This window comes from Nocardia shimofusensis NBRC 100134 (assembly GCF_001613125.1).
Classification (GTDB): Bacteria; Actinomycetota; Actinomycetes; order Mycobacteriales; family Mycobacteriaceae; genus Nocardia; species Nocardia shimofusensis.
Genome location: NZ_BDBT01000014.1, coordinates 99,016 through 120,446, shown reverse-complemented (window position 1 = coordinate 120,446; position 21,431 = coordinate 99,016). Strand labels below are relative to the sequence as shown.

Here is a 21,431-nt window from a genome sequence, read left to right as displayed (position 1 = left end):
GCGGCCTCCTGGGATGACTCCGGCTTTCCGATACAGAACGTAGCAATTAATAATTTCAGACACAAGATGTATCGTTAAATCCGTGACCAGACCAGGACGACCCGCCGGACCTGCCGCCGACACCGAGGCGATCGTGCTCACCGCCGCGCTCGAACTGCTCCTCACCGAGGGCGCGAACGCCCTGACTCCCGCGCGGCTGCATTCCGTCACGGGAGTGGCCCGGTCCACCGTCTACCGGCACTGGCCCACGCCGCGGGACTTCCTCGCCGCGCTCATCGCCGTCGCCCCCGATCCGCCGGCCCGGCCCAGCGGCGACCTCGCCGCCGATCTGCACGCCGCGGTCGATCTGCTGTGTGATCGGTTGCGCGACAAGCCCGTCGGCGCCTTCCTGCGCGCACTGGTCACCGCCTCGGCCACCGATCCCTCCTGCACCGAGTTGCGCCTGCGCTACGTCGAGGATCTGTTGACGCCCTTCCACGCCGCGTTCCACGCGCACGGCACCACCGACGAGGACTACATCGAGGAAGCGGCCATGACGATCGTCTCGCCGCTGCTGGTCGAGGCGCTGTTGCTCGACCACGCGGTCGACCGCGACCGGGCCCACCGCGCGGTCGGTCACGTCCTGGCCCGGACCCAGCGCATCGCCCGGACCCGGGAAATCGAGGAGAACGTCCCGTGACCAATGTCGTCGGCCCCCGCGCCGTCTTCGGAGTCATCGTCCCCAGCACCAATACCGTTGTCGAGCACGACTATTGGCGCGCGGGTCTGCCGGGCATCAGCTACCGGGCCGGCTCCATGTACATACCGAACCCGGTGATGGGCGACGACGAGGACTTCCAGGCCCTGCTCGGCCAGATCCGCGCCTCCATCGACACCGCCGTGCGCGATGTGCTCACCGCCGAACCCGATCGCATGGTCATGGGCATGTCCGCGGAAACCTTCTGGGGCGGAGTGGAAGGCAACACCTCCTTCGAACAGCGCCTGCGCGAGCGCACCGGCCTACCGGTCACCACCGGCGCCTCGGCCTGCCGTGCCGCCCTGCACGAACTCGGGTGCCGCCGCATCGCGGTCTTCTCCCCCTACCAGCCCATCGCCGACAAGGAAGTCGCCCGCTTCTTCACCGAGGCAGGCTTCGAGGTCACCGCGATCACCGGCCTGCGCTGCCCCACCGCCCAGCAGATCGCCCGCGAAACCCCCGAACGCATCCGCGATGCGGTCACCGACATCGACAGCGCCGACGCCGACGCCATCGTCCAGGTCGGCACCAACTTGTCCTTCGTCGCACAAGCCGACGCACTCGAAGCCGAACTCGGCAAGCCGGTGGTCGCCATCAACGCGGCCACCCTGTGGCACGCGCTGCGCGAGCACGGTTTCGACGACCGGGTGCCCATGGGCGCGGGCTCGCTGCTTCGGGAACACTGAGGCCGCGGCAACTCGGCGCCGCGAGGCATTCCGTCCGAACCGGTGGTTCGGGGACCGGGAAGAACTCGCCGAGCCCCGGCGCCCGGCAGGACCGAGACGCCGGCGCATGCCCGGTGCGACGGTGGGGCAGCGTCGCACCGGGCATCCGGGCGCTCAGCCGACGGGCTCCCCGACGGAGGTGGTCGGGGTCAGGTGATCACGGGCGTAGGCGATGGCGTCGGGGGTGTTGTCGAAGATCTGGTCGTCGCCACCCGCGGGGAGGGCGCCGATGGCGGCGAGCCGGCGGCGGTGGTCCTCGCGCAGGCCGGACATCAGCACCGTGATGTGGCGGTGTTCGAGCTTGCCGATGGCGTCGGCGAGCACGAGAGCGCCGGTGGTGTCGAGAGCGGTGATCTGCGACATCCGCAGGATGACGACCTTGACATCGGCCACCTCGGTCAGTTCCAGCAGGAAGCGGTGGGCGGCGGCGAAGAACAGCGGTCCGTCGATGCGGTAGGCCACGATGTGGTCGTGCAGCAGACGGTGCTCTTCGGCGAGGTGCTCGGTGTCGGCGGCGGGCAGGTCGAGCGGAACCTGCTGCAGCCGCGCCTCCTTGGCGACCGATCGCAGCGCGAGTGCGATGGCGATCGCGACGCCGACCGCGACGGCGGTGACCAGATCGGTGGCGACGGTGACGCCGAAGGTGATCACCATGATGACCGCGTCACCTCGGGAAGCGCGGGCGATCGCGGCCAGAGACGCGGTTTCGACCATCCGCACGGTGGTGGCCAGCAGCACGCCCGCCAGGGCGGCCAGTGGGATGTGGGCGACCAGCGGCGCGGCCAGGTAGATGATGGCGGCGAGCACCACGGCGTGGAACAGCGCGGCCATCCGGGTGCGAGCGCCGGCGCGCACGTTGACGGCGGTACGGGCGATCGCGCCGGTGGCCGGGACACCGCCGAACATCGGAGCGGCGATATTGGCCAGGCCCTGTCCGAGCAGTTCCCGGTCGGGGTCGTGGCGGGTGCCGACCGCCATCGAGTCCGCCGCGGTCGCCGACAGCAGCGACTCGAGCGCGGCCAGTGCCGCCACGGCCAGCGCCGGGCCGATCAGCGTGCCCAACTGGTCGAAGGAGACGAATTCGAGGCTGGGAGCGGGCAATCCGGCGGGGATCGCGCCGATCGCGAGGAGGTCCAGGTCGAAGACCTGAGCCGCCACGGTGGCCGCGGCCACCGCGAGCAGCGCCATGGGTAGCCGCCGCAGGTAGCGGCCGCCGACGAGCACCGCCGCCGCGACCACCAGAGCCGTCACCAGGGAGGTGAGGTGGGGGTGGGTGAGGAACTCACGCACAGCGTCGAAGGCGACCTGCCACACCTTCTCGCCCTCGGTGTGCTCGATGCCCAGAGCCGCGGGGAACTGCTGCAGCGCGATGACCACCGCGATACCCGCGGTGAACCCCTCGATCACCGGAGCGGGCATGTAGCGCACCGCCCGGCCGACGCGTGCGAGGGCCAGCACCACCAGGACCACGCCTGCCATCAACCCCACGGTCAGCACGCCACTCGCGCCGTGCTGATGGAAGATCGGCACCAGCACGACCGTCATCGCGCCGGTCGGGCCGGACACCTGGAACCGGGAGCCACCGAAGACCGCGGCGATCGCACCGGCGATGACCGCGGTGGCCAGGCCCGCGGCCGCGCCCAGGCCGGAGCTGATGCCGAAACCGAGCGCCAGCGGCAAGGCGACCAGCGCGACCATGAGCCCGGCCATCAGGTCCGCGCCGGGCGCGCGGACGGCGGGACGCCACTCCGACCACGAGGGCAACAGTGCGCGCATGCTCATCTCCTGGCCGCCAGACGCAATTTCAGCGCCGCGAGCTGCTCGCGCAGTTCCTCGGGCAACCGGTTGCCGCCGATGGTGGCGTACCACTCGTCGATGGATCGGGTCTCGTTCACCCATTCGTCGATGTCGACGGCCAGCGCTTGGGCGGCCAGTTCCCGCTCCTGCTCGTCCAGGCCGGACAGATCCAGCGACCCGACGGTGGGCACATTGCCGATCGGCGTCCACTCGGCCTCGGCCGTGCCGTCCAGACGGTTCAGCGCCCACTCGAGCACGCGCACGTTGTCACCGAAGCCGGGCCACAGGAACGCGCCCTCCGGGCTGCGACGGAACCAGTTGACCTGGAAGATCTTCGGCAGCTGCGCGCCCTCGCGCTGCGCCATCGACAGCCAGTGCGCGAAGTAGTCGCCGACGTGGTACCCCAGGAACGGCAGCATCGCCATCGGGTCACGCCGCACCACACCGACCGCGCCGGCGGCCGCGGCGGTGGTCTCCGAGGAGAGCACCGAGGCGGTGAACACGCCGTGGTTCCAGTCGAAGGATTCGGCGATCAGCGGGATGGTGGTGGCGCGACGGCCGCCGAAGAAGATCGCCGAGATCGGCACGCCGGCCGGATCGTTCCATTCCGGGGCCACCGAGGGGCACTGCTCGATCGGGGTGCAGTAGCGCGAGTTGGGGTGCGCGGCGGGAACACCGGACTGCGGAGTCCAGTCCCGGCCCCGCCAGTCGATCAGGTGCGCGGGCTTGTCGTCGGTCAGGCCCTCCCACCACACGTCGCCGTCGTCGGTGCGGGCGGTATTGGTGAAGATCGAGTTGCCGCGTTCGATGGTGGCGATCGCGTTCGGATTGGTCTTGGCTCCGGTTCCCGGCGCGACGCCGAAGAAGCCGGCCTCCGGGTTCACCGCGTAGAGCCTGCCGTCGGCGCCGAAACGCATCCAGGCGATGTCGTCGCCGACCGTCTCGGCCTTCCAGCCGGGCAGTGCGGGCTCGAGCATGGCCAGGTTGGTCTTGCCGCAGGACGAGGGGAACGCCGCGGCGATGTAGTGCGTCCTGCCCTGCGGGGAGGTCAGTTTCAGGATCAGCATGTGCTCGGCCAGCCAGCCCTCGTCGCGGCCGATGACCGAGGCGATGCGCAGCGCGAAACACTTCTTGCCCAGCAGCGCGTTGCCGCCGTAGCCGGAGCCGTAGCTCCAGATCTCCCTGCGTTCGGGGAAGTGCGAGATGTACTTGGTGGTGTCGCACGGCCACGGCACGTCGGCCTGGCCCTGCGCCAGCGGGACGCCGACCGAATGCAGGCACTTCACGAAGTCCCTGCCGTCGCCGAGCAGATCCCACACCGGCGCGCCGGAGCGGGTCATGATCTGCATGGAGACCGCGACGTATTCCGAGTCGGTGATCTGCACGCCGATCTTCGGGTCGTCGGCGTCGATCGGGCCCATGCAGAACGCGATCACGTACATGGTGCGACCGGACATCGCCCCGCGGTAGTGCTCGGTCATCACCGTGCGCATGTCGACCGGGTCGACCCAGTTGTTGGTCGGGCCGGCGTCGGAGGGGTCTTCCGAGCAGATGAACGTGCGGTCCTCGACCCTGGCCACGTCTTCGGGGTCGGAGATGCACCAGAAGGAGTTCGGCTTGGCCTCGAGCGGCACGAAGGTGCCCTTCTCGACCAGCAGGCCGGTGAGCCGGTCCCATTCCGCGCGCGAGCCGTCGCAGTAGACGATCTCGGCCGGGGCGGTGAGGTCGGCGACCTCGGCCACCCACGCCTGCACCGCCTCATGCGTGGTCGGCGCAAACACGGTGGCGATGGAATCGGTCATGGCGAATCGCTCCTTCACAAAGATGCAATGTAACTAGTTTAGAAAAGCTGCAATCATTGGGCGCGGGCGCCCCCTGACACGGATCCGGCAGGCGCGCTAAGCCAGTTGCTCGAGCGCTTCGGCCTGCCCCGCTACCACCCCGGTGAGGATGGCGCGCGCGGCGGCCAGGAGTTGGGCGACCTCGGAGGTGGCGAGTTCGTAGGTGACCGAGAGCCCTTCGCGGCGAGCGGTCACCAGGCCGGCGCGGCGCAGGATGGACAACTGCTGCGACAGGTTCGCCGCCTCCACGCCGATCTCGGCGAGCATCTCCGACACCGCGTGCTCGCGCTGGCTGAGCAGTTCCAGGACGCGGATGCGGACGGGGTGGCCGAGAGTCTTGAAGAAGTCGGCCTTCATCTGATAGAGCGGCCTGCTCAGTCCAGGCATGATCGGCCACTTCCTTCGATAGGCGGACGGTTCCGCGAGACGGACGGTGCCGCACGGATCGCGGGCGTCGATTGCATAGTTTAGCAAACAGCAAAGCAGGGCGCCAGCGTGCCGCCCATCGGCTCCGGGCACGCCGCCGCGCGCCCTCCCGGCCGACAACCGGCGGCATCCGCGGCGAAGATTTCGATCAGATCAAAACGGCTGCGGCGATGCGACTCCGGGAGTAGCCTGGCAATCAGCCAGCTACTCCCCCCGGCTGGCACGCGATTCGTCCCCCTGCGAGTCGCAACCCGAATCAGGTGCCGCCGGATCTCCCCCATCCGGCGGCACCTTCCGTTTCTCACGACGACGCGGACTTCCACGAGACGCGAAGCTCTCACCCGGCGGTGACGAGCCGATCGAACCAGAGCACAGTCTCCGCGATCGCCGCACGGGCGGTCGCGCCGTGGTCCATCGGGGTGAGATCGATGCGCTCGACGCGTTCCCCGCGCAGCGTCTCGAGGCACTCCTCGGTATTGGTGGCGGGGACGCTGCGGTCGGCGGTGGAGGCGTAGAGGCGGACTGGCGCGTCGGTGGTCCATTCGCAGGTGCCGTCGCTGTCGTTCATCGCCTGCAGGGCGGGGCCGGTCGGCTCTATCGCCCACTCCAGGAATCGGGGGGTGAGCAGTTCCTGGGGCGTCTCCGGCAGCCGGCCCGCGATGTCGAAGACACCGTGGTATCCGTCGAAGAGTTCCTCGACGTGGTCGGCGTAGGGCGGCAGAAACGCCTCGGAGGGATCGTCGTAGACGCGGTAGATCGGGTTCATCGCGGTGATCCAATAGGCGAGGTAGACCACGGCGGCACGCGGGCTGACCCGGCCGTCGAACGCGGCGGGTGTCTGGGCTTCGCGAATGTCGTAGGGGCCGCTGACGGCCGAGAGAGCGCCGACAGCGAAGCCGGTGTCCGGATTGTCGTGCAGTTCCCGGGCGAGTGCGGTGGCGGCCTGGCCACCCTGGGAGAAGCCGACGATGTAGACCTCGGGGGCGACGGTGTGACCGCGTTCCTCGGCCAGCGTGCGAGCGGCACGCAGCAGGTCCAGGGAGGCGCTGGCCGCGGTCGGGGCATGGACGTAGGGGTGACGGCCGGGGCCTTCGCCGAGACCGAGATAGTCGGGGGCGACGCCGATGGTGCCGCCCGCGGCGAACGCGATCGTGCGGGCCCGATCGTTCGCGCCGCCGACCGAGGGCGCCTCGTCCTTGCGCAGGATGGTTCCGTGCGCGTAGCTGATGATGCGCAGTTCGCCGACGTCGGTGTCGGGCAGGACGAGCAGGCCGGTTGCCGTCGTCGGCTGCCCGGTCGCGTCGATGGTTCGATACTCGACACGGGAGGCTTCGACGCCGTTGCGGACCGGGGCCTCGAGGGTGCGGTCGGCGAGGAATTCCGTGGTTTCGGCAGCGGTCATGGTCGATATCGGAGTCACCGAGACCACCTCACCGCGCGGGGACGCCTGCTGCTCGCGGCCCTCGCCGTCGGAGCCGCACGCCGCCGACAGCACCAGCAGCAGAGCCGCGAACACGCTCGTCAGCACACGCCCGATCCGGCCTGCCGGGGTGGCGGGCGGACAACCGTGGCGCGCGATGAGACAACCGTCGGTGCTCATCAGCCCACCATAGTCGCGTCGCCGAATTGCCTGCCGCGCCTTCGCCGATAGTGCAGAATCACGCCGATGCTGTCATTGCAGGAGATCTCCGACCGCCTGGAGATCGAGGATCTGATGGTCCGCTACGCCCATGCCATCGACACCCGACGATGGGATCTGCTCGACGAGTTGTTCACCGCCGACGCCCATATCGACTACACCGCGATGGGCGGCCCCGCCGGCGATCTGGCGGCGACCAAGGCGTTCCTGTCGGCCACGCTGCCGCACTTCCCCGCCTTCCAGCACCTCATCTCGAACTCCTCGCTCACCATCGACGGCGACACCGCCACCGGGCGCACGATGTGCCAGAACCCGATGGTGATCGGCGGACCGGACGGCGCGCAGCAGATGATGCTGTGCGGGCTGTGGTACCTGGACACCTTCGCCAGGGTCGAGGGCAACTGGCGCATCCGTACCCGCACCGAGGAGAAGAGCTACATGTTCCTCGCCGCCGAGGTCCCCCGGCAGTAGTCCGTCGTCCCCGGCTACGAGTTGTCAGCGGGGCACGTTCTCAGCCGCGCTCCCGCACCGCCTTGACCGCCTTGCGAGCGGCCACCAGCACCGGATCCCAGACCGGGGAGAACGGCGGCGCGTAGCCGAGGTCGAGGGCGGTCATCTGCTCCACGGTCATGCCCGCGGTCAGGGCGACCGCGGCGATGTCCACGCGTTTGGCCGCGCCCTCCTTGCCGACGATCTGCACACCGAGCAGACGCCCGGTGTGGCGTTCGGCGAGCATCTTCACCGTCATCAGCGCGGTGCCGGGGTAGTACCCGGCCCGGCTGGTGGACTCGATGGTCGCCGTCACGTACTGCAGACCGGCGTCGCGGGCGTCGCGCTCCCGCAGACCGGTACGTGCGACCTCGAGTGCGCAGATCTTGCTGACCGCGGTACCCACGACCCCGGGGAAGCTCGCGTACCCACCCGCCAGGCAGGCGCCGATCACCTGGCCGTGCTTGTTGGCGTGGGTGCCGAGAGGAATGTGGCGATCGCGCCCGGAGACCAGGTCACGCACTTCGACGCAGTCACCGCCCGCCCAGATGTCGCTGTGGCCGCGCACCCGCATCGACAGATCGGTGAGCAGACCGCCGTACTCCCCCAGCGGCAGCCCCGCCGCGCGGGCCAATTCGGTGTTCGGGCGCACGCCGAGGCCGAGCACGACCACGTCGGCGGGATATTCGGCGTCACCGGTGGCGACCGCGCGGACCCGGCCGTCGGCGTCGGTACGCACGGCGACGGCTTCGGCCTCGCAGATCACCTCGATGCCGATGCCGCGCATGGCCTCGGCCACCTTCGCCCCCATCTCCGGGTCGAGGGTGGACATGGGCGCGGAGCCGCGGTCCAGCACCCGCACCTGATAGCCGCGCTGGATGAGCGCCTCGGCCATCTCCACACCGATGTAGCCGGCGCCGATGACGACCGCGCGCCTGCCCTCGGTGTGCTCGAGGGTGTCGATGAGTGCCTGGCCGTCGTCGAGGGTCTGCACGCCGTGCACGCCCTCGGCATCGATGCCCGGCAGATCGGGGCGGATCGGTCGCGCGCCGGTGGCGATGACGAGCTTGTCGTAGCCGGTCCAGGATTCCTCGCCGGTGTCGCGCGCACGGCTGCGCACCCGCTTGCCCGGCACGTCGAGTTCGATCACTTCGGTGTGCAGGCGCACGTCGATGTCGCGCTCGCGGTGTTCCTCCGGGGTGCGCGCGATCAGGTCGTCGCGGTCCTCGACGAGCCCGCCGACCCAGTAGGGGATGCCGCACGCGGAGTAGGAGGTGAAGCCGCCGGATTCGAAGACTGTGATGCGCATTGCCTGCGAGCCGAGGTGACGGCGGGCCTGTGACGCCGCGGCCATTCCGGTCGCGTCGGCCCCGATGACGACCAGGTGTTCGCTCATGTCCGTCACGCTACGGTGTCGTCGCGTTCAGGGTTTGCGACGACCCGGCCGGTGCGTTAATTTCCGGTTCGCCGGGGATCGGTCCGTCCCTGCGCCCGCGTGCGGCGGGCCGAGGGCCGGTCGGGGCGAGGAGAGCGGGGTGGGCGGCGCGGTGCGTGAAGTGCTGGCCGGAACGGGAGTGTGCCTGATCGTGGCGGCGATACTGGCCTTCGTCTTCGCCGGCGCCTGGCATACGACACGGCCGCCGCAGGCTCGCGGCGGGACCGGCAGACTGATGATCGATACCGGCCTGGGGTTGACGGCGGTGGGGTTGATCGTGGCGGTCGCCGGGCTGGTGCCGGTCCGCTCCGCGGGGTCCCCGGAGACGCTGCCCGCGGCGACCGTCGTGCCCGCGCCTTCGGCCCCGACTCCGCGACCGGGCGGCGCGACAGTCTCGGCCACCGTGGCCCCCGCTCCCCCTCCGCCATGACTCCGTCGGCCGGTTTCGCACCGTTCCGGTCACGATTCGCGGCATGTCGGCGGCACGGCGCGCGAATTCGATACCCCCGAAGTCAGGTTGCCTCGTCCGGACCCTCCCGCGCGGGCCCGGCGGAAGTTACGTTGTGGATGTGAGTTTCGAGTATGTGGTCGTGCCGGTCGGCGCGATCCGCACGCCCGGGGAAATCCCGGACTATCTACGGGCGCAGGCCGGTAGACCCCTCGACGACGATCTCCGTCTGGTCGTCGTCGCCGGATTGCAGGCCTGGAACACGGCGGTGCTGGCTTCGCGCCCGCATGCCGGAGTCCGGATCGAGGCGGCCGGGTACGCGGTGCGGGTGACCTCCGCGGACCGGGGCGACCGGCCACGGGTGCCGGGCGCACTGGACAACGCGGCCGCGCCGGTGCGGCAGCTGCTGCAGGATCTGATCACCGGGTTCGACTACGAGCTCTACGATGCGCGCCCCTACAGCGACGGCCCGGCGCCCGAGCAGACCGTGGAACACCGCGAGGTGGAGGTCGACATCGGTGGCGAGCACACCTACTCGTCGATGACCGAGCGGGAGATCCACACCTGGGTGCCCAACCTGGACACCCTGGCCGCGACACCGTTCCTCATCGTCGGCAAGCCGCACGACGAGCAGACCTTCATCCAGACCTACCGCAACTCCGCGGTCGACTACACCCTCGAGATCCACGACAGCCGACGACGCGACCACTATTTCGCGACCACGGTGTCGGATCCGGCGATCGTCGCGCGGCTGATCTGGGAGTGGGCGGGCGACGACTGGTCGACCCTGCAACGCGTGGATTGGCGGCACACCCCGAAATGAGCAGGACCGTCGTCGTGCGCCCGGCACGCACCGCGCCTGTCCGATTCGCACGCCGTGGGATCGTCGCGCCACCCCGGCACGCGCCGAGTACGCTCATGCCGCCGCGCCCTTGCGGGAGGCGGTGCGCAGATTCGGGCGCGAAGCGGAAGGCCAGCATATGAACGAGCCGTATTCCCCGTGGCACCAGCGGAATCCGGCAGGCGAACAGCCCTTGGCGGCCCGCTACACCGGTTCCGAGCCGATCCTCTGGAACGGCAGCATGGTCTATCCGATGTACACCGATCGCATCGGTACCGAGCCGATCCTGCTGTACATGACACTGCTGTCGCAGGCTCCGCCTGCGGGACTGCGCGGGCACGGTCTCGGACTCTCGGTGCTGCAGGGCTACATCGAGCTGGATGGTCACAAGCTCACCGGGGTCGACATCTGGAGCGACGCGCTCGCCCGCGGCGTGACCGTCGAACTCGTCCCGACCGGAGCGGACGCGGTGTTCTCGCTGACCCCGGTCTGGGTGGACCAGACCGGCGCGCACCGCAGTTGGACGGGCAACTACGGGATGCTCGTGGAGGACATTCCCAACGACATCGTCGCGCTGTGGTGCAGTCTGGGCGAGGGCCCGCCGAATTTCGCCAACCTCGTCGTCGGCGTCGGCATCGCTCCGGTGCGGCCGGGCACACGGGAGCCGTCCGGACAGGCCGCCGCCGACACGGCCGAGCCCCCCGAGAGCCCCGAGACCGCCGAGCCCCTCGAATCCCCGGCCGAGTCCGGGGAGCGGGCCGACCACACGACCGGGGAGAGCCCGGCCGTCTCGGAATGGATCTCGCCCGAGGCCTACGCCGACCCCGCGCCCGCGCCCGCGCCCGCGGAGACGCCGTACGCGGAAACCCCGTACACCGACAGCGCCTACGCCGACGACCGGCTCACCGATACCCGGGTGCCCAAGGAGCGGCAGGTCCGGCGCGGGGAAACCGCGCCGCCGACCGAGCCCACCTCACCGTTCGTCGACGAGAACGCCACCATGACGATGAAGTACACCCCACCGCCGTGGGGTGCGGTGTCCGCCCGGCCCGAGTCTCGTCCCGCGTCCGAGCCGGCCCCGGTCAGGCTCACCGCCTTGCCGGACTCGCAGCCCGGATCGGTTTGGGAGGCCCTGCCCGAGGCTGCCCGGGGAGCCGACGACGTGGTCGCGGTCCCGGAGCCCGGCCGGTCGGCCGAGTCGATCCCCCCGGTGCCGATCCCATCGTTGCCGATCCCCTCGTTCGACGAGCTGTGGGAGTCCGCGGGTTCCTCCGCGACCGAACCCGCGACCGAACCCGCGACGGAATCGGCGTGGGCGAGCACGTCGGCCCCCGCAGCCGATCCTCGCCAGGCGCACGATGTGGCGTGGCCGAGCAGTGCCGAGACCGCACCGGAATCGGAGCAGGCGTGGTCCGCGACGACGGACGTCGCGCCGGCACGACCGACGGCGCAGACCGACGAGCCCGGCGCCGCCTACCGTAACGCGCTCTACGACCTGGGCACGGGCATGTACGACCGTGGTGAGGACGAGCAGGCGTGCGGTCTGTGGGCGCAGGCGGCCGAGGCGGGACACGCCGGAGCCGCTCACGACCTGGCGGTGCTGTTGTTCCGGCGCGGTGAGCACACCGCCGCCGAGGGCTGGTGGCGGGTCGCGGCGCAGCACGGTGAGTCCCGTTCGATGGCGCTGCTGGCCGAGCTTCTCGACCGCCGCGGCGATTCCGCCGAAGCCGCGCGGTGGCGGGTCCGGGCGGCCGAGGCGGACCAGGCGCTGCATTCCTGAAGCGTCGGCACCCTGAGGCGCCGGCAAAGAATCGACGCACCCACCGGTCCGGCCGGGTAGCCGCGTTCTCGATCGGCCGACCGGAAATTCGGTGGATCGAGCGGTGCGCCCGGCGATACGGTGTGGCGCATGGGCACTTTGTCACCCGCGGCGTGTGCAGTGCGCGCCTTCTTCATCCGGTTGCGCGCGACTGCCCGGCCTGCGCCGGCGCACCGCACCGCCACGGGAATCAGCTGCTGACCGGTCACCGACCGGGCGCCCCACGGCGCTGACCGCATCGAGCCGACCGCTTCGCGCGGCGTCTCGTCGTGCCCCGGCATGGGTCCGGGCGAATCACCTTCCTGATTCGGCCACTCCTGACAAGGACACCCATGTCCCGCCATCGTCGTTCGTCGCGTCCTGCCCACTCCCGGGCCGACGCCCGCAAACACTTCTCCCAGAACTTCCTCGCCGACGCGGCCGCCGCGCGCACGATCGTGCGCGCTTCCGGCATCACCGCCGGCGATCTGGTGCTCGAGATCGGGCCGGGCGGCGGCATGCTCACCGGCCAATTGCTCGGTGTGGCGCGCCGCGTGCTCGCCTACGAGATCGATCCCCGCTACGCCGCCGCGTTGCGGGCACGCTATGCCGGTGACGACCGAATCCGTTGTCACCACGTGGATTTCCGCGATGTCCGCGCTCCCGCCGAGCCGTTCGCGGTGGTCGCCAACATCCCGTTCGCGGCGAGCACCGACATCCTGCGCTGGTGTCTGACCGCTCGCGAGCTGACCTCGGCCACGCTGCTCACCCAACAGGAGTTCGCCCGCAAGTACTCCGGCGACTACCAACGGTGGCCGAAACTGACCGTCACACACTGGCCGACGGTGCGGATGAGTCTCGGCCCGCGTATCGGTCGGGACCGGTTCCGGCCGGTCCCGCGCGTCGATGCCGCCGTCCTGCATCTGCGCAGGCGCGAGCGTCCGCTGCTGCCGGACCGGGATCTGGCTCGGTATCGGCAGTTGGTCGACATCGGTTTCCTCGGCGTCGGCGGATCGCTGGCGGCGTCACTGGCCACACAGTTGCCCTCGCGGCGGGTGCGCGCGGCGTTCGCGCGGGCCGCGATCGCGACGAATGCGCCGGTCGGCTCGGTGGCGCCGGACAACTGGATCGCGCTGTACCGAGCACTGTCGTGACCCGAATCCCGCGCCTGCTGCCGGAAGAGCGCGGTCGGGACAACGAAACAGCGGGCCGGGCAGCGCTTTTCGAGCTGCCCGGCCCGCCGGGGTGCCGGTCGCGCCTCACACGGGGGTGAAGTCGCGGCTTGCGATGTAGGTCGGACGCGGCGATGCCGCCGCGTACGGCTGCACCAGGGTGTTCTCGACGCTGTTGAACACCAGGAAGATGTTCGAGCGTGGGAAGGGAGTGATGTTCGACGAGGAGCCGTGCATGATGTTCGAATCGAACAGCAGCGCCGAGCCCGCCGCGCCGGTGAACTGCCGGATACCGCAGCGGTCGGCCAGCACGGTGACGTCCTGAGTGGTCGGCACACCGATCTCCTGCTCGCGCAACGACTGCCGGTAATGCCCCTCGGGAGTGGCTCCGACACACGGCACGAAGGTGCGGTGCGAGCCGGGCATCACCATGAGACTGCCGTTGAACGGGTAGTTGTCGGTCATGGCGATCGACAGGCTCACCGCGCGGGGGGCGGGCATGCCGTCCTCGGCGTGCCAGGTCTCGAAGTCCGAGTGCCAGTAGAACCCGCTGCCGCGGAAGCCCGGCATGTAGTTGACCCGGGTCTGGTGCAGGTAGACATCGGAACCGAGAACCTGCCGCGCCAATCCGGCGATGCGGGTCTCGCGGACGAGATCGGCCACCGCGGCGCTGAGCTTGTGCACCTCGAAGACCGAGCGCACCTGATTCGACGCCTTCTCCCGGATCACCCGGTCGTCGTCGGCCAGCGCCGGATCGACCATGAGCCGCTCGATCTCGGCACGGAACTCGGCCACCTCGTCCGGGTTCAGCAGGGCATCCACGACAGCGAAACCGTCGCGATCGTAGGTCGACAGCTGTTCGCCGCTGCCCTCGCCCCACACGGTCGGTTCGCGTCGCGGGATGTGCGGCGCGGGCTCGGCCCTGCGGGTGGGATACCGATCCATGCGTTCCATCGAATCAGAATCACGATCGATGGTCTGCTGCAACACTCCAGTCGCTCCTCTCAGCCGGCCTGCACCGCGACCAGCGGATAGACACCGTTCTCGTCGTGGACTTCCTGCCCGGTCACCGGCGGATTGAACACGCACATCATTCGCATCCGGGTGCGCGCCACCAGCTGATGCTTCTCGTGACCGTTCAGCAGGTACATGCTGCCGGGGCCGAGCGCGTAGACCTGGTCGTTGTCCAGGTCGGTCAGCGTGCCCTCACCCTCGATCAGCCACACCGCCTCGATGTGGTTCCGGTAATGGAACACATGGGTGGTGCCTTCGGCGATGGTGGTCTCGTGGAAGGAGAACCCGACGCCGTCGCCGCCGAGGACGATGCGCTTGCTTCGCCAGCCCTCGCCGGCGACATCGCGGTCGGTGCCGGTGATCTCGGCGGTGGTGCGAACGATCATCCCCGCACTCCCGTCGTGGTCGTAGCCGGGCGGTCCCAGCCGGTGCACACCGAATCGATGGCGCCGGTGAGGATCTTCAGACCCGCGTCCAGCTCCTCGTCGGTGATGGTCAGCGGCGGAAGCAGTTTCACCACCTCGTCGCTGGACCCGGAGGTCTCCACCAGCAGACCGCGCTCGAACGCGACCTGGCACACCTTGCCCGCCTGCGAGGGGTCGTCGAAGGCGACGCCGTGCACAAGTCCGCGACCGCGACTGGACAGGCCGGGGAATTGCCCGGCGACAGCGGCGAGTTCGCCGGCGATGCGTTCGCCCTTCGCCTTGGTCGAGGCCTCCAGCGCGCCGTCGGACCAGAAGTGCTCGAGCGCGACCTGAGCGGTGACGAACGACGGATTGTTGCCGCGGAAGGTGCCGTTGTGCTCGCCCGGCGACCACTGGTCGAGCTCGGGCTTGAACAGCACCAGCGCCATCGGCAGGCCGTAGCCGCCGATCGACTTCGACAGCGTCACGATGTCGGGGGTGATGCCGGCGAGCTCGAAGGAGAAGAACGGGCCCGTGCGCCCGCACCCCATCTGCACGTCGTCGACGATCAGCAGGATCTCGCGCTCCTGGCACAGCTCGGCCAGGTGACGCAGCCACTCGGCGCGCGCGACGTTGACGCCGCCCTCGCCCTGCACGGTCTCCACGATCACCGCGGCCGGGCGGTCGAAGCCCGACGAGGTGTCGTCGAGGACCCGCTCCATCCACTGGAAGTCGGCGGTGGTGTTGTCGAAGTAGCCGTCGTAGGGCATGTGCGCGGCGTGCACCAGCGGAACGCCCGCGCCCGCGCGCTTGGCGGCGTTGCCGGTGACCGACAGCGCGCCCAGGGTCATGCCGTGGAAGGCATTGGTGAAGCTGAGGATGGTTTCCCGGCCGGTCACCTTGCGAGCCAGCTTGAGCGCGGCCTCGACGGCGTTCGCGCCGGTCGGGCCGGGGAACTGCACCTTGTAGTCCAGTCCGCGCGGCGCGAACAGCGTGTCGCGCAGAGTTTCGAGGAGCTTGCGTTTGGCCGCGGTGGACATATCCAGGCCGTGGGTGATGCCGTCGCCTGCGATGTAGTCCAGCAACGGCTGCTTGAGCACGGGGTTGTTGTGCCCGTAGTTCAGCGCGCCCGCACCGGCGAAGAAGTCCAGGAAGTCCTTGCCCTCCTCGTCGCGCAGCCATGCGCCCTGGGCGGTGGTGAACACCGTCGGCCAGGAGCGGCAGTAGCCGCGCACATTGGACTCCAGCGACTCGAAAATGGTCGTATCCGCGCTGATCATCGAATCTCCTTGGTGATAGGCGAAATTTCGTAGAGCTCTTCCGCGGCGTGCTCGTCGGGGAAGACGTCCGCTTCGAACAAGGGCCGCTTGGTGAATTCCGCGTCTCGACGCCTGGCCACGGCGGCGAACATCGCGATCGAGGCGGGATTATCGGGGGAAATCGTCGTTTCCAGCGCCGTGACGCCGTGCGGAGCGACGCGATCGAGCAAATTCTCGATCATCGCCGTGCCGGTGCCGCGGCCGCGCTGGCCGGCCGAAACCGCGACCTGCCAGACGAATACCGTGCCGGGACGCTCCGGGCGCAGGTAGCCGGTGACGAAACCGACGATCTTGCCGTCGACTTCGGCGACCACGGTGGTGCCGGGAAAATCGCGGCACCACAGCAGGTAGGCGTAACTCGAGTTGGTGTCGAGCACCCGGGATTCCTTGGCGATCCGCCAGATATCCGCCGCGTCACCGACTCGAGGGGTCCGCAGCAGCGCGGTGCCGACACGGTCGGACACCTGCCACGGTGGCGTCACCGGTCGCGGCCGCGCGGTGGTGGCGACACCCCGGGAGGGGGCGGCATGCGTGTGCTCGGTGTTGTCCGGAAGGGCAGTGTTCGAAATCGCGGTGTATGTGGACAAGGTTTGCGGTGACATACAACTCCCAAAGTGGTCTGTCTACGCATCCAGCTTCACCAACCAATTTTGCGGTGAATTGGTCGATCTCTTTGCGGTTGCATTACGAATACGTTTCGTAGCCCGGGCTCGACGCAGCCAAACGTGACATCACGCACAACGCTCGGGTACGAACGTGAGGTTTATCTGGGCAGATCGAGTCGATAGCCGAGGCCGCGCACGGTCACGACGATGCGCGGGTCCGAGGGATCGGTTTCGATCTTGGTGCGCAGCCGGCGCATGTGGACATCGACGATGCGTTCGTCGCCGAAGAAGTTCTCTTCCCAGACCTTTTCCAGCAACTGCGCGCGGCTGAGCACGCGCCCCGGCACGTCGGCGAGCTCACACAGCAGGCGGAACTCGGTCAGCGTCAGCTTGATCTCCTCGTCACCACGGCGGACCAGCCCACCCTCGCGGTCGAGCAGCAGAGGCGCTTCCGCGTCGGCGTCCAGGGCGATCTCGCGGGGCGCGTCGCGTTCGGCCGCGAGCCGAGCCCGCCGGCGCAGGGCCCGCATCCGGGCGGAGATCTCTTTGATCTCGAAGGGTTTGGTGACGAAGTCGTCGGCGCCCGCTTCGAGCGCGGCCACGACGTCGTGGGTGTCGTCGCGGGAACTGATGACGATGATCGGCACGTCGTGGTCGCGGCGGATCTCCCGGATGCATTCGAAGCCGTCCATGTCGCCGAGCATCAATTCGACGATCATCACATCCGGGGCGCCGTTACTGCGCAGGCGGGTCAGAGCGTCTTCGGCTTCGTGGGCCTCCGAGACGTCGTAGCCTTCATCCTCCAGAGCTACCCGCAATTCCCGGCGGATGCGGTCGTCGTCGTCCACGATCATCAAGTTCGCGCTCAAAACCCTCATCCCTCGCAATCAGTCGGAAGCAGAAGTCGGAAACGTCCGCTTCCGGCAAACATGCCGATCTATCGGTTTCCCCAACCGACCGATCGGTAAACTTTGTTTGCTGGGATGTGGTGCGCGTCGCTGTTGCCGGGTCGTCGATCACACCAGGCGGGGCCGCGAGTTCCACCGCGACCAGTCGAAATCGATGGTCGTGCGGTAGCCACGGGCCAGGAAATCATACGGCTCCTGGACGGCCTCGACCGATTCGGTGAGAGTGCGGACGATGTGCCAGCCGAACCCGGTCTGGGCCACGGCCTCCTTCGACGTCGTCACCCCGGTAACCCGGACCTTCATCCGATCCTGGCCGTAATCGAGTTCGCAGTCCAGCTCGGATCCCGGCACAGCGTCCGAAACCAGCGCGGTGGCCACCTCGTCGAGGGCCAATCTGATGTCGGCGACCTCGTCGATCGCGAAGTCCGCGATATGTCCCACCGTCTCCGCCAGCGCCCGCAACATGGTGAGCTGTTCGGGTCGCGCGGGCACTCGGACTCCTATGGTCGTCGCCGCCGTCGTCGGCTGTTGCCACGTCCGATCCCCCATAACCATCGCCACCTCGTTCGCGTCGCTGCCATCCGTCCGTCTACGGCCTGCCGGGGTCGGATGATGACTCGACCACCGGTGACCGGTCCACGCTCGGAGGGCGCGTACCCGGCGCCTCCGAGGGTCAAACAGTTACACGGCGGCGACCTGAGGGGACAACAGGGTCAGAGAGCGAGTGCGTCGTGCATGGACGGGTAGCGGTGGAATCGGCAGCGCACGCCCGTGAGCTCCAACGAACGCTCGATCTCCGGGCGCCCGGTGACGACGCGGACGTCGATACCCCGGAGGGCAGCCGGGGCTTGGACCTCGCCCAGCGCGGCTGCGGCACGCAAACTCAGGAACAACGTGGCACGCAGATCCACCACGACGGCACCGCAGTCGGAGTGGACCGCGTTGTCGAGCGCCTGACAGAACCGATGCTGGGCGAGCGCGTCCAGCTCGCCTTCTATTCGGACCACCACGCAACGGTGGTCACGGTCGAGGAACTGGGCGCAGGAATACCGAACACCGGGCGGGTTCGCCTCGGTGTCGCGGGGGTGGATGGTGAGCGTGACATCGACTGCCATGGAAGAACCTCCCTGGATCTGCTCCAGATCGGTGCGGCTGGGTCTGACTACGGTCGCGCGAGCTGTCTACAGTCTGGCACGCCGTGGCGGCCCTGTCACCGAGAGGGGTTGACCCTGGCGGTCGACCGGCGTAGACCGGGGTAACCCACCCTGCACGAGTTCGCGGGCGCGCCGAGAGGAGCTCGTCATGACAGCGCACGTGCCTTATCCCCAACACGGAAATTTCCCCGACCACACGCGCACCAGCCGGTCTCATGCCGGTGAAATCTTCGAGGACACCCGGAACTGGCCGGGCATGTTCCTCGTCGGCCTCGGGATCGTGACTGTCGGACTCACCATGACCGCGGCCGGCTACGGTTTCGAGGGCTGGGCGCTGATCGGCGGGATCGCCGCCGGTCTGTTCCTGCTCGTCGGCATCGGATTGATCGTCCTCGAGCACCGCCGGATGCGCAGGATCTCCGCCGAGCAGACCGGATACGACGACCGAGGTCACTGATCGACCCGGCAGGCGGCCGGCGTCCGGCCGCCCCGGCCCGCGTCAGGAAATCGGCGCGATGGCGACGGTGATGTTGTCGTTGCCGCCGCTGCGCACGGCGAAATCGGCGAGATCGCGTGCCGCGGCCATCGGATCCTCGACCGCGGCCAGTGCCGCGAGCTGGTCCGCCTCGGGCCGGTAGTTCCACAGGCCGTCGCTGCACAGCAGCAGACGGCCCGAAGTGCGGGCGCGGAAGGTGCGCACCGCACGGTCCGACCAGGGCCGCTCGTCGGTGTCCGCGCCCAGCCAGCGCAACAGGGTGTGCGCGCGAGGATCGTTCATGGCGGCCTGCTCGTCCATCGCGCCCGCGTCGACGAGTGCCTGCGCCCAGGAATCGTCGACGGTCAGCCGCTGTGACGGGATGTAGGCGGTGTCGTCGCCGATCGGCTCGGCGGCCAGCCAGTAGGCGCGACTGTCGCCGACATTGGCCACGGTGATGTCGACCGCCCCGCCGCCCGCGCCGCGCACGATCGCCGAGACGTAGGTGCACGAGGGTGCGTTGCGCTCCTCGTTGGGAATCGCGCGAACCGCGTCGGAGGCCGCGACCAGACCGGCGAGCGCGGCGTCGGTGGCGGGCCGGCCCTGCTCGAGCGCCCGCAGGCAGGCCTGAACGCCCGCCCGCACCGCGGACCCGGAGGCGGCCTGCGGATCCGAGGAGGTGGACACGCCGTCGCAGACCACGATGACCGTGGTGTGCGGGCCGTGTTCGCCTTCCACGACAGCCGCGGCGACGGCGTCTTCGTTACGCGCGTGCGAGATGCCACGGTCGGTGACCAGGCAGACCGCGCCGAGGTCTGCCTCGAACCGGTCGGCGGGGCCGTCGGTCAGCGGCAGCGCGACGCGCTTGTCGGTCAGATCCGCGCCGCAGGACGGGCAGGCCGCGGCGCCGGTGTGGTTGTCCGCGCCGCAGTCCGGACAGCGGGGGCCGGTGCCGCGTACGGTGCGCGGGGTACGGATCTCGACGGTGGGCGCGGCAGCCGCGCGGGTGATCTCCACGGTCGGCGATTCGGAGGTCGCCGACCCGTCCCGCGCTGCCGGGCTCTCGATGGGCATGGTGGGGGCTTCGGCGGGATCTCGGGGCAGATCGCGATTCACAGCGTGGTCCTCGGGCGGGTAGCAGCGGCACGGCCGACCGGCAGGTCGGGCCTACAGCGTTCCAGATCGGGGCGGCGCGCGTCCCGCTTGCCCGCCATACCGAAGTTCGTGTCTCCCGGCGTCTCCCGCACCCTGTCCCCCTTCGTCACCAACCGGCGCAGTCGTTCCCGCGATCGTACGACAACCGAAGGAGTGCACCCGCATCCGTCAGTCGCGCAGCACGCCCGGCTTGTCGACGTAGCGCTGCATGGCCTGGTTCAGTCCGCGCATGGCGAGGTTGTAGGCGGGCGGGAAGTACCGCTGCGCCCAGTGCCCGATGCGGATGTCGTGGGAGGTGTAGACGAGATACCTGTTGCGCTCCACCCCGCGCACCACCGATTTCGCGGCCGCTTCCGGGCTGACGGCATGACGCAGGAACAGTTTCATGCCGCGTCGCACCGCCACGGATTCCCGGTCGACACCGGCGATCTCGAGCCGGTCGACCATCGGCGTGCTCATCGCGCCGGGACACACCAGGCTGACCCCGATGCGATGCCTGCGCAGATCGAAGCGCAGGACCTCCGACACGCCACGCAGTCCGAATTTGCCCGCGCTGTACGGCGCGTGCCACGGCAGGCCGAACAGCCCGGCCGCGGAGGCGACATTGACCAGATGACCACCGCGCCCGGCCGCGATCATGGGCGGCAGGAACGCCTCGATGATGTGGATGGGGCCCATGAGATCGATGTCGATGGTGCGCCGCCACTGCTCGTGGGAGAGACGCTCGACCGTGCCCCAGGTGGCGATGCCCGCCACGTTCATCACGATGTCCACACTGCCGCTGCCGCCACCGCTGCCGAGTCGCGCGTGCACCCGCTCGGCGAACGCGACGACAGCGTCGTGATCGGTGAGATCGAGCGCCTCCGCCGAATGCACCGTGGCTCCGCTCGCGCGCAATTCCTCGGCGGTACGCTCGAGACCGGCGCCGTCGATATCGGTGAGAACCAGTGACGCGCCCTTGGCCGCGGCCGCCTCGGCGGTACTGCGGCCGAGCCCGCCGGCGGCCCCGGTGATCAGGCAGATCTTGCCGTCGAACTTGGTCATGGCACG

General features: G+C 69.3%; 22 protein-coding genes. 8 read left to right on the top strand and 14 right to left on the bottom strand.

Features of this window, described 5'->3' with window-relative positions; translation table 11 throughout:
* Window positions 1-82 precede the first annotated feature (82 nt).
* Window positions 83-679 (top strand): TetR/AcrR family transcriptional regulator C-terminal ligand-binding domain-containing protein, encoded by a 597-nt coding sequence (locus NS3_RS17290; RefSeq protein WP_067860867.1) that lies wholly within the window; start codon window positions 83-85, stop codon window positions 677-679.
* Complete coding sequence (locus NS3_RS17285; RefSeq protein WP_067860865.1) at window positions 676-1,422, top strand: maleate cis-trans isomerase family protein; 747 nt, start codon at window positions 676-678, stop codon at window positions 1,420-1,422. Before NS3_RS17290 ends, NS3_RS17285 begins: the two co-directional genes overlap by 4 nt.
* Window positions 1,423-1,575: 153 nt before the next feature.
* Here NS3_RS17285 and NS3_RS17280 read toward each other — a convergent pair whose 3' ends face one another.
* The 4 genes from NS3_RS17280 to NS3_RS17265 form a co-directional block, all read right to left on the bottom strand.
* On the bottom strand, window positions 1,576-3,237 hold the full coding sequence (locus NS3_RS17280) for a SulP family inorganic anion transporter (protein WP_084495691.1): 1,662 nt from the start codon (window positions 3,235-3,237) through the stop codon (window positions 1,576-1,578).
* A gap of 2 nt (window positions 3,238-3,239) precedes the next feature.
* The gene (locus tag NS3_RS17275) at window positions 3,240-5,060 is read right to left on the bottom strand and encodes a phosphoenolpyruvate carboxykinase (GTP) (RefSeq protein ID WP_067860863.1); all 1,821 of its coding nucleotides are present in this window, start codon (window positions 5,058-5,060) and stop codon (window positions 3,240-3,242) included.
* Window positions 5,061-5,156: 96 nt separating this feature from the next.
* Entirely contained in the window at window positions 5,157-5,486 is a 330-nt protein-coding gene (locus NS3_RS17270; protein ID WP_067860861.1) for an ArsR/SmtB family transcription factor, read from the bottom strand.
* 376 nt (window positions 5,487-5,862) lie between these two features.
* Window positions 5,863-7,125 (bottom strand): alpha/beta hydrolase family protein, encoded by a 1,263-nt coding sequence (locus NS3_RS17265; RefSeq protein ID WP_067860859.1) that lies wholly within the window; start codon window positions 7,123-7,125, stop codon window positions 5,863-5,865.
* Window positions 7,126-7,191: 66 nt separating this feature from the next.
* Here NS3_RS17265 and NS3_RS17260 point away from each other — a divergent pair, with 66 nt between their 5' ends.
* On the top strand, window positions 7,192-7,635 hold the full coding sequence (locus NS3_RS17260) for a nuclear transport factor 2 family protein (protein ID WP_067860857.1): 444 nt from the start codon (window positions 7,192-7,194) through the stop codon (window positions 7,633-7,635).
* 40 nt (window positions 7,636-7,675) lie between these two features.
* On the opposite strand, the gene NS3_RS17255 is transcribed toward NS3_RS17260, so the two are convergent.
* Window positions 7,676-9,049 carry an FAD-dependent oxidoreductase gene (locus tag NS3_RS17255; protein WP_067860855.1) on the bottom strand — a complete coding sequence of 458 codons (1,374 nt, stop codon included), beginning with the start codon at window positions 9,047-9,049 and terminating at the stop codon, window positions 7,676-7,678.
* A gap of 139 nt (window positions 9,050-9,188) precedes the next feature.
* Between NS3_RS17255 and NS3_RS29160 the strand changes: the two genes are divergently transcribed.
* From NS3_RS29160 to erm, 4 genes are all read left to right on the top strand, one after another.
* Window positions 9,189-9,518 carry a hypothetical protein gene (locus NS3_RS29160; protein ID WP_067860853.1) on the top strand — a complete coding sequence of 110 codons (330 nt, stop codon included), beginning with the start codon at window positions 9,189-9,191 and terminating at the stop codon, window positions 9,516-9,518.
* 139 nt (window positions 9,519-9,657) lie between these two features.
* Complete coding sequence (locus tag NS3_RS17245; protein WP_157101387.1) at window positions 9,658-10,359, top strand: hypothetical protein; 702 nt, start codon at window positions 9,658-9,660, stop codon at window positions 10,357-10,359.
* Between the two features lie 157 nt (window positions 10,360-10,516).
* Window positions 10,517-12,157, top strand: a complete 1,641-nt coding sequence (locus NS3_RS17240) for a hypothetical protein (protein WP_067860849.1) — start codon at window positions 10,517-10,519, stop codon at window positions 12,155-12,157.
* 371 nt (window positions 12,158-12,528) lie between these two features.
* Window positions 12,529-13,329, top strand: a complete 801-nt coding sequence (gene erm, locus NS3_RS17235; RefSeq protein WP_067860846.1) for a 23S ribosomal RNA methyltransferase Erm — start codon at window positions 12,529-12,531, stop codon at window positions 13,327-13,329.
* Window positions 13,330-13,434: 105 nt separating this feature from the next.
* Here erm and thpD read toward each other — a convergent pair whose 3' ends face one another.
* From thpD to NS3_RS17200, 7 genes are all read right to left on the bottom strand, one after another.
* A complete protein-coding gene (gene thpD / locus NS3_RS17230) occupies window positions 13,435-14,301 on the bottom strand; it encodes an ectoine hydroxylase (protein WP_067860845.1) in 867 nt (288 codons plus the stop codon).
* 50 nt (window positions 14,302-14,351) lie between these two features.
* Window positions 14,352-14,747 carry an ectoine synthase gene (locus NS3_RS17225; protein ID WP_067860964.1) on the bottom strand — a complete coding sequence of 132 codons (396 nt, stop codon included), beginning with the start codon at window positions 14,745-14,747 and terminating at the stop codon, window positions 14,352-14,354.
* Entirely contained in the window at window positions 14,744-16,045 is a 1,302-nt protein-coding gene (ectB, locus tag NS3_RS17220) for a diaminobutyrate--2-oxoglutarate transaminase (RefSeq protein WP_067860842.1), read from the bottom strand. The genes NS3_RS17225 and ectB overlap by 4 nt, the downstream gene beginning before the upstream one ends.
* A complete protein-coding gene (ectA, locus tag NS3_RS17215) occupies window positions 16,042-16,548 on the bottom strand; it encodes a diaminobutyrate acetyltransferase (RefSeq protein ID WP_245649666.1) in 507 nt (168 codons plus the stop codon). Before ectA ends, ectB begins: the two co-directional genes overlap by 4 nt.
* A 299-nt stretch (window positions 16,549-16,847) precedes the next feature.
* A complete protein-coding gene (locus NS3_RS17210; protein ID WP_067860840.1) occupies window positions 16,848-17,558 on the bottom strand; it encodes a response regulator transcription factor in 711 nt (236 codons plus the stop codon).
* Window positions 17,559-17,705: 147 nt separating this feature from the next.
* Entirely contained in the window at window positions 17,706-18,089 is a 384-nt protein-coding gene (locus NS3_RS17205; RefSeq protein WP_245649665.1) for an ATP-binding protein, read from the bottom strand.
* A gap of 221 nt (window positions 18,090-18,310) precedes the next feature.
* Window positions 18,311-18,712: an STAS domain-containing protein gene (locus tag NS3_RS17200; protein WP_067860838.1), complete on the bottom strand. Its 402-nt coding sequence runs from the start codon at window positions 18,710-18,712 to the stop codon at window positions 18,311-18,313.
* Between the two features lie 187 nt (window positions 18,713-18,899).
* Between NS3_RS17200 and NS3_RS17195 the strand changes: the two genes are divergently transcribed.
* Window positions 18,900-19,208: a hypothetical protein gene (locus NS3_RS17195; RefSeq protein ID WP_067860836.1), complete on the top strand. Its 309-nt coding sequence runs from the start codon at window positions 18,900-18,902 to the stop codon at window positions 19,206-19,208.
* A gap of 42 nt (window positions 19,209-19,250) precedes the next feature.
* Here the strand turns inward: NS3_RS17195 and NS3_RS17190 are convergent, their stop codons facing one another.
* Together NS3_RS17190 and NS3_RS17185 are read right to left on the bottom strand one after the other, a co-directional pair.
* Window positions 19,251-20,342 (bottom strand): PP2C family protein-serine/threonine phosphatase, encoded by a 1,092-nt coding sequence (locus NS3_RS17190; RefSeq protein ID WP_067860834.1) that lies wholly within the window; start codon window positions 20,340-20,342, stop codon window positions 19,251-19,253.
* A 207-nt stretch (window positions 20,343-20,549) separates the two neighbouring features.
* Window positions 20,550-21,425 (bottom strand): SDR family oxidoreductase, encoded by an 876-nt coding sequence (locus NS3_RS17185; protein ID WP_067860832.1) that lies wholly within the window; start codon window positions 21,423-21,425, stop codon window positions 20,550-20,552.
* Between the last annotated feature and the right edge of the window lie 6 nt (window positions 21,426-21,431).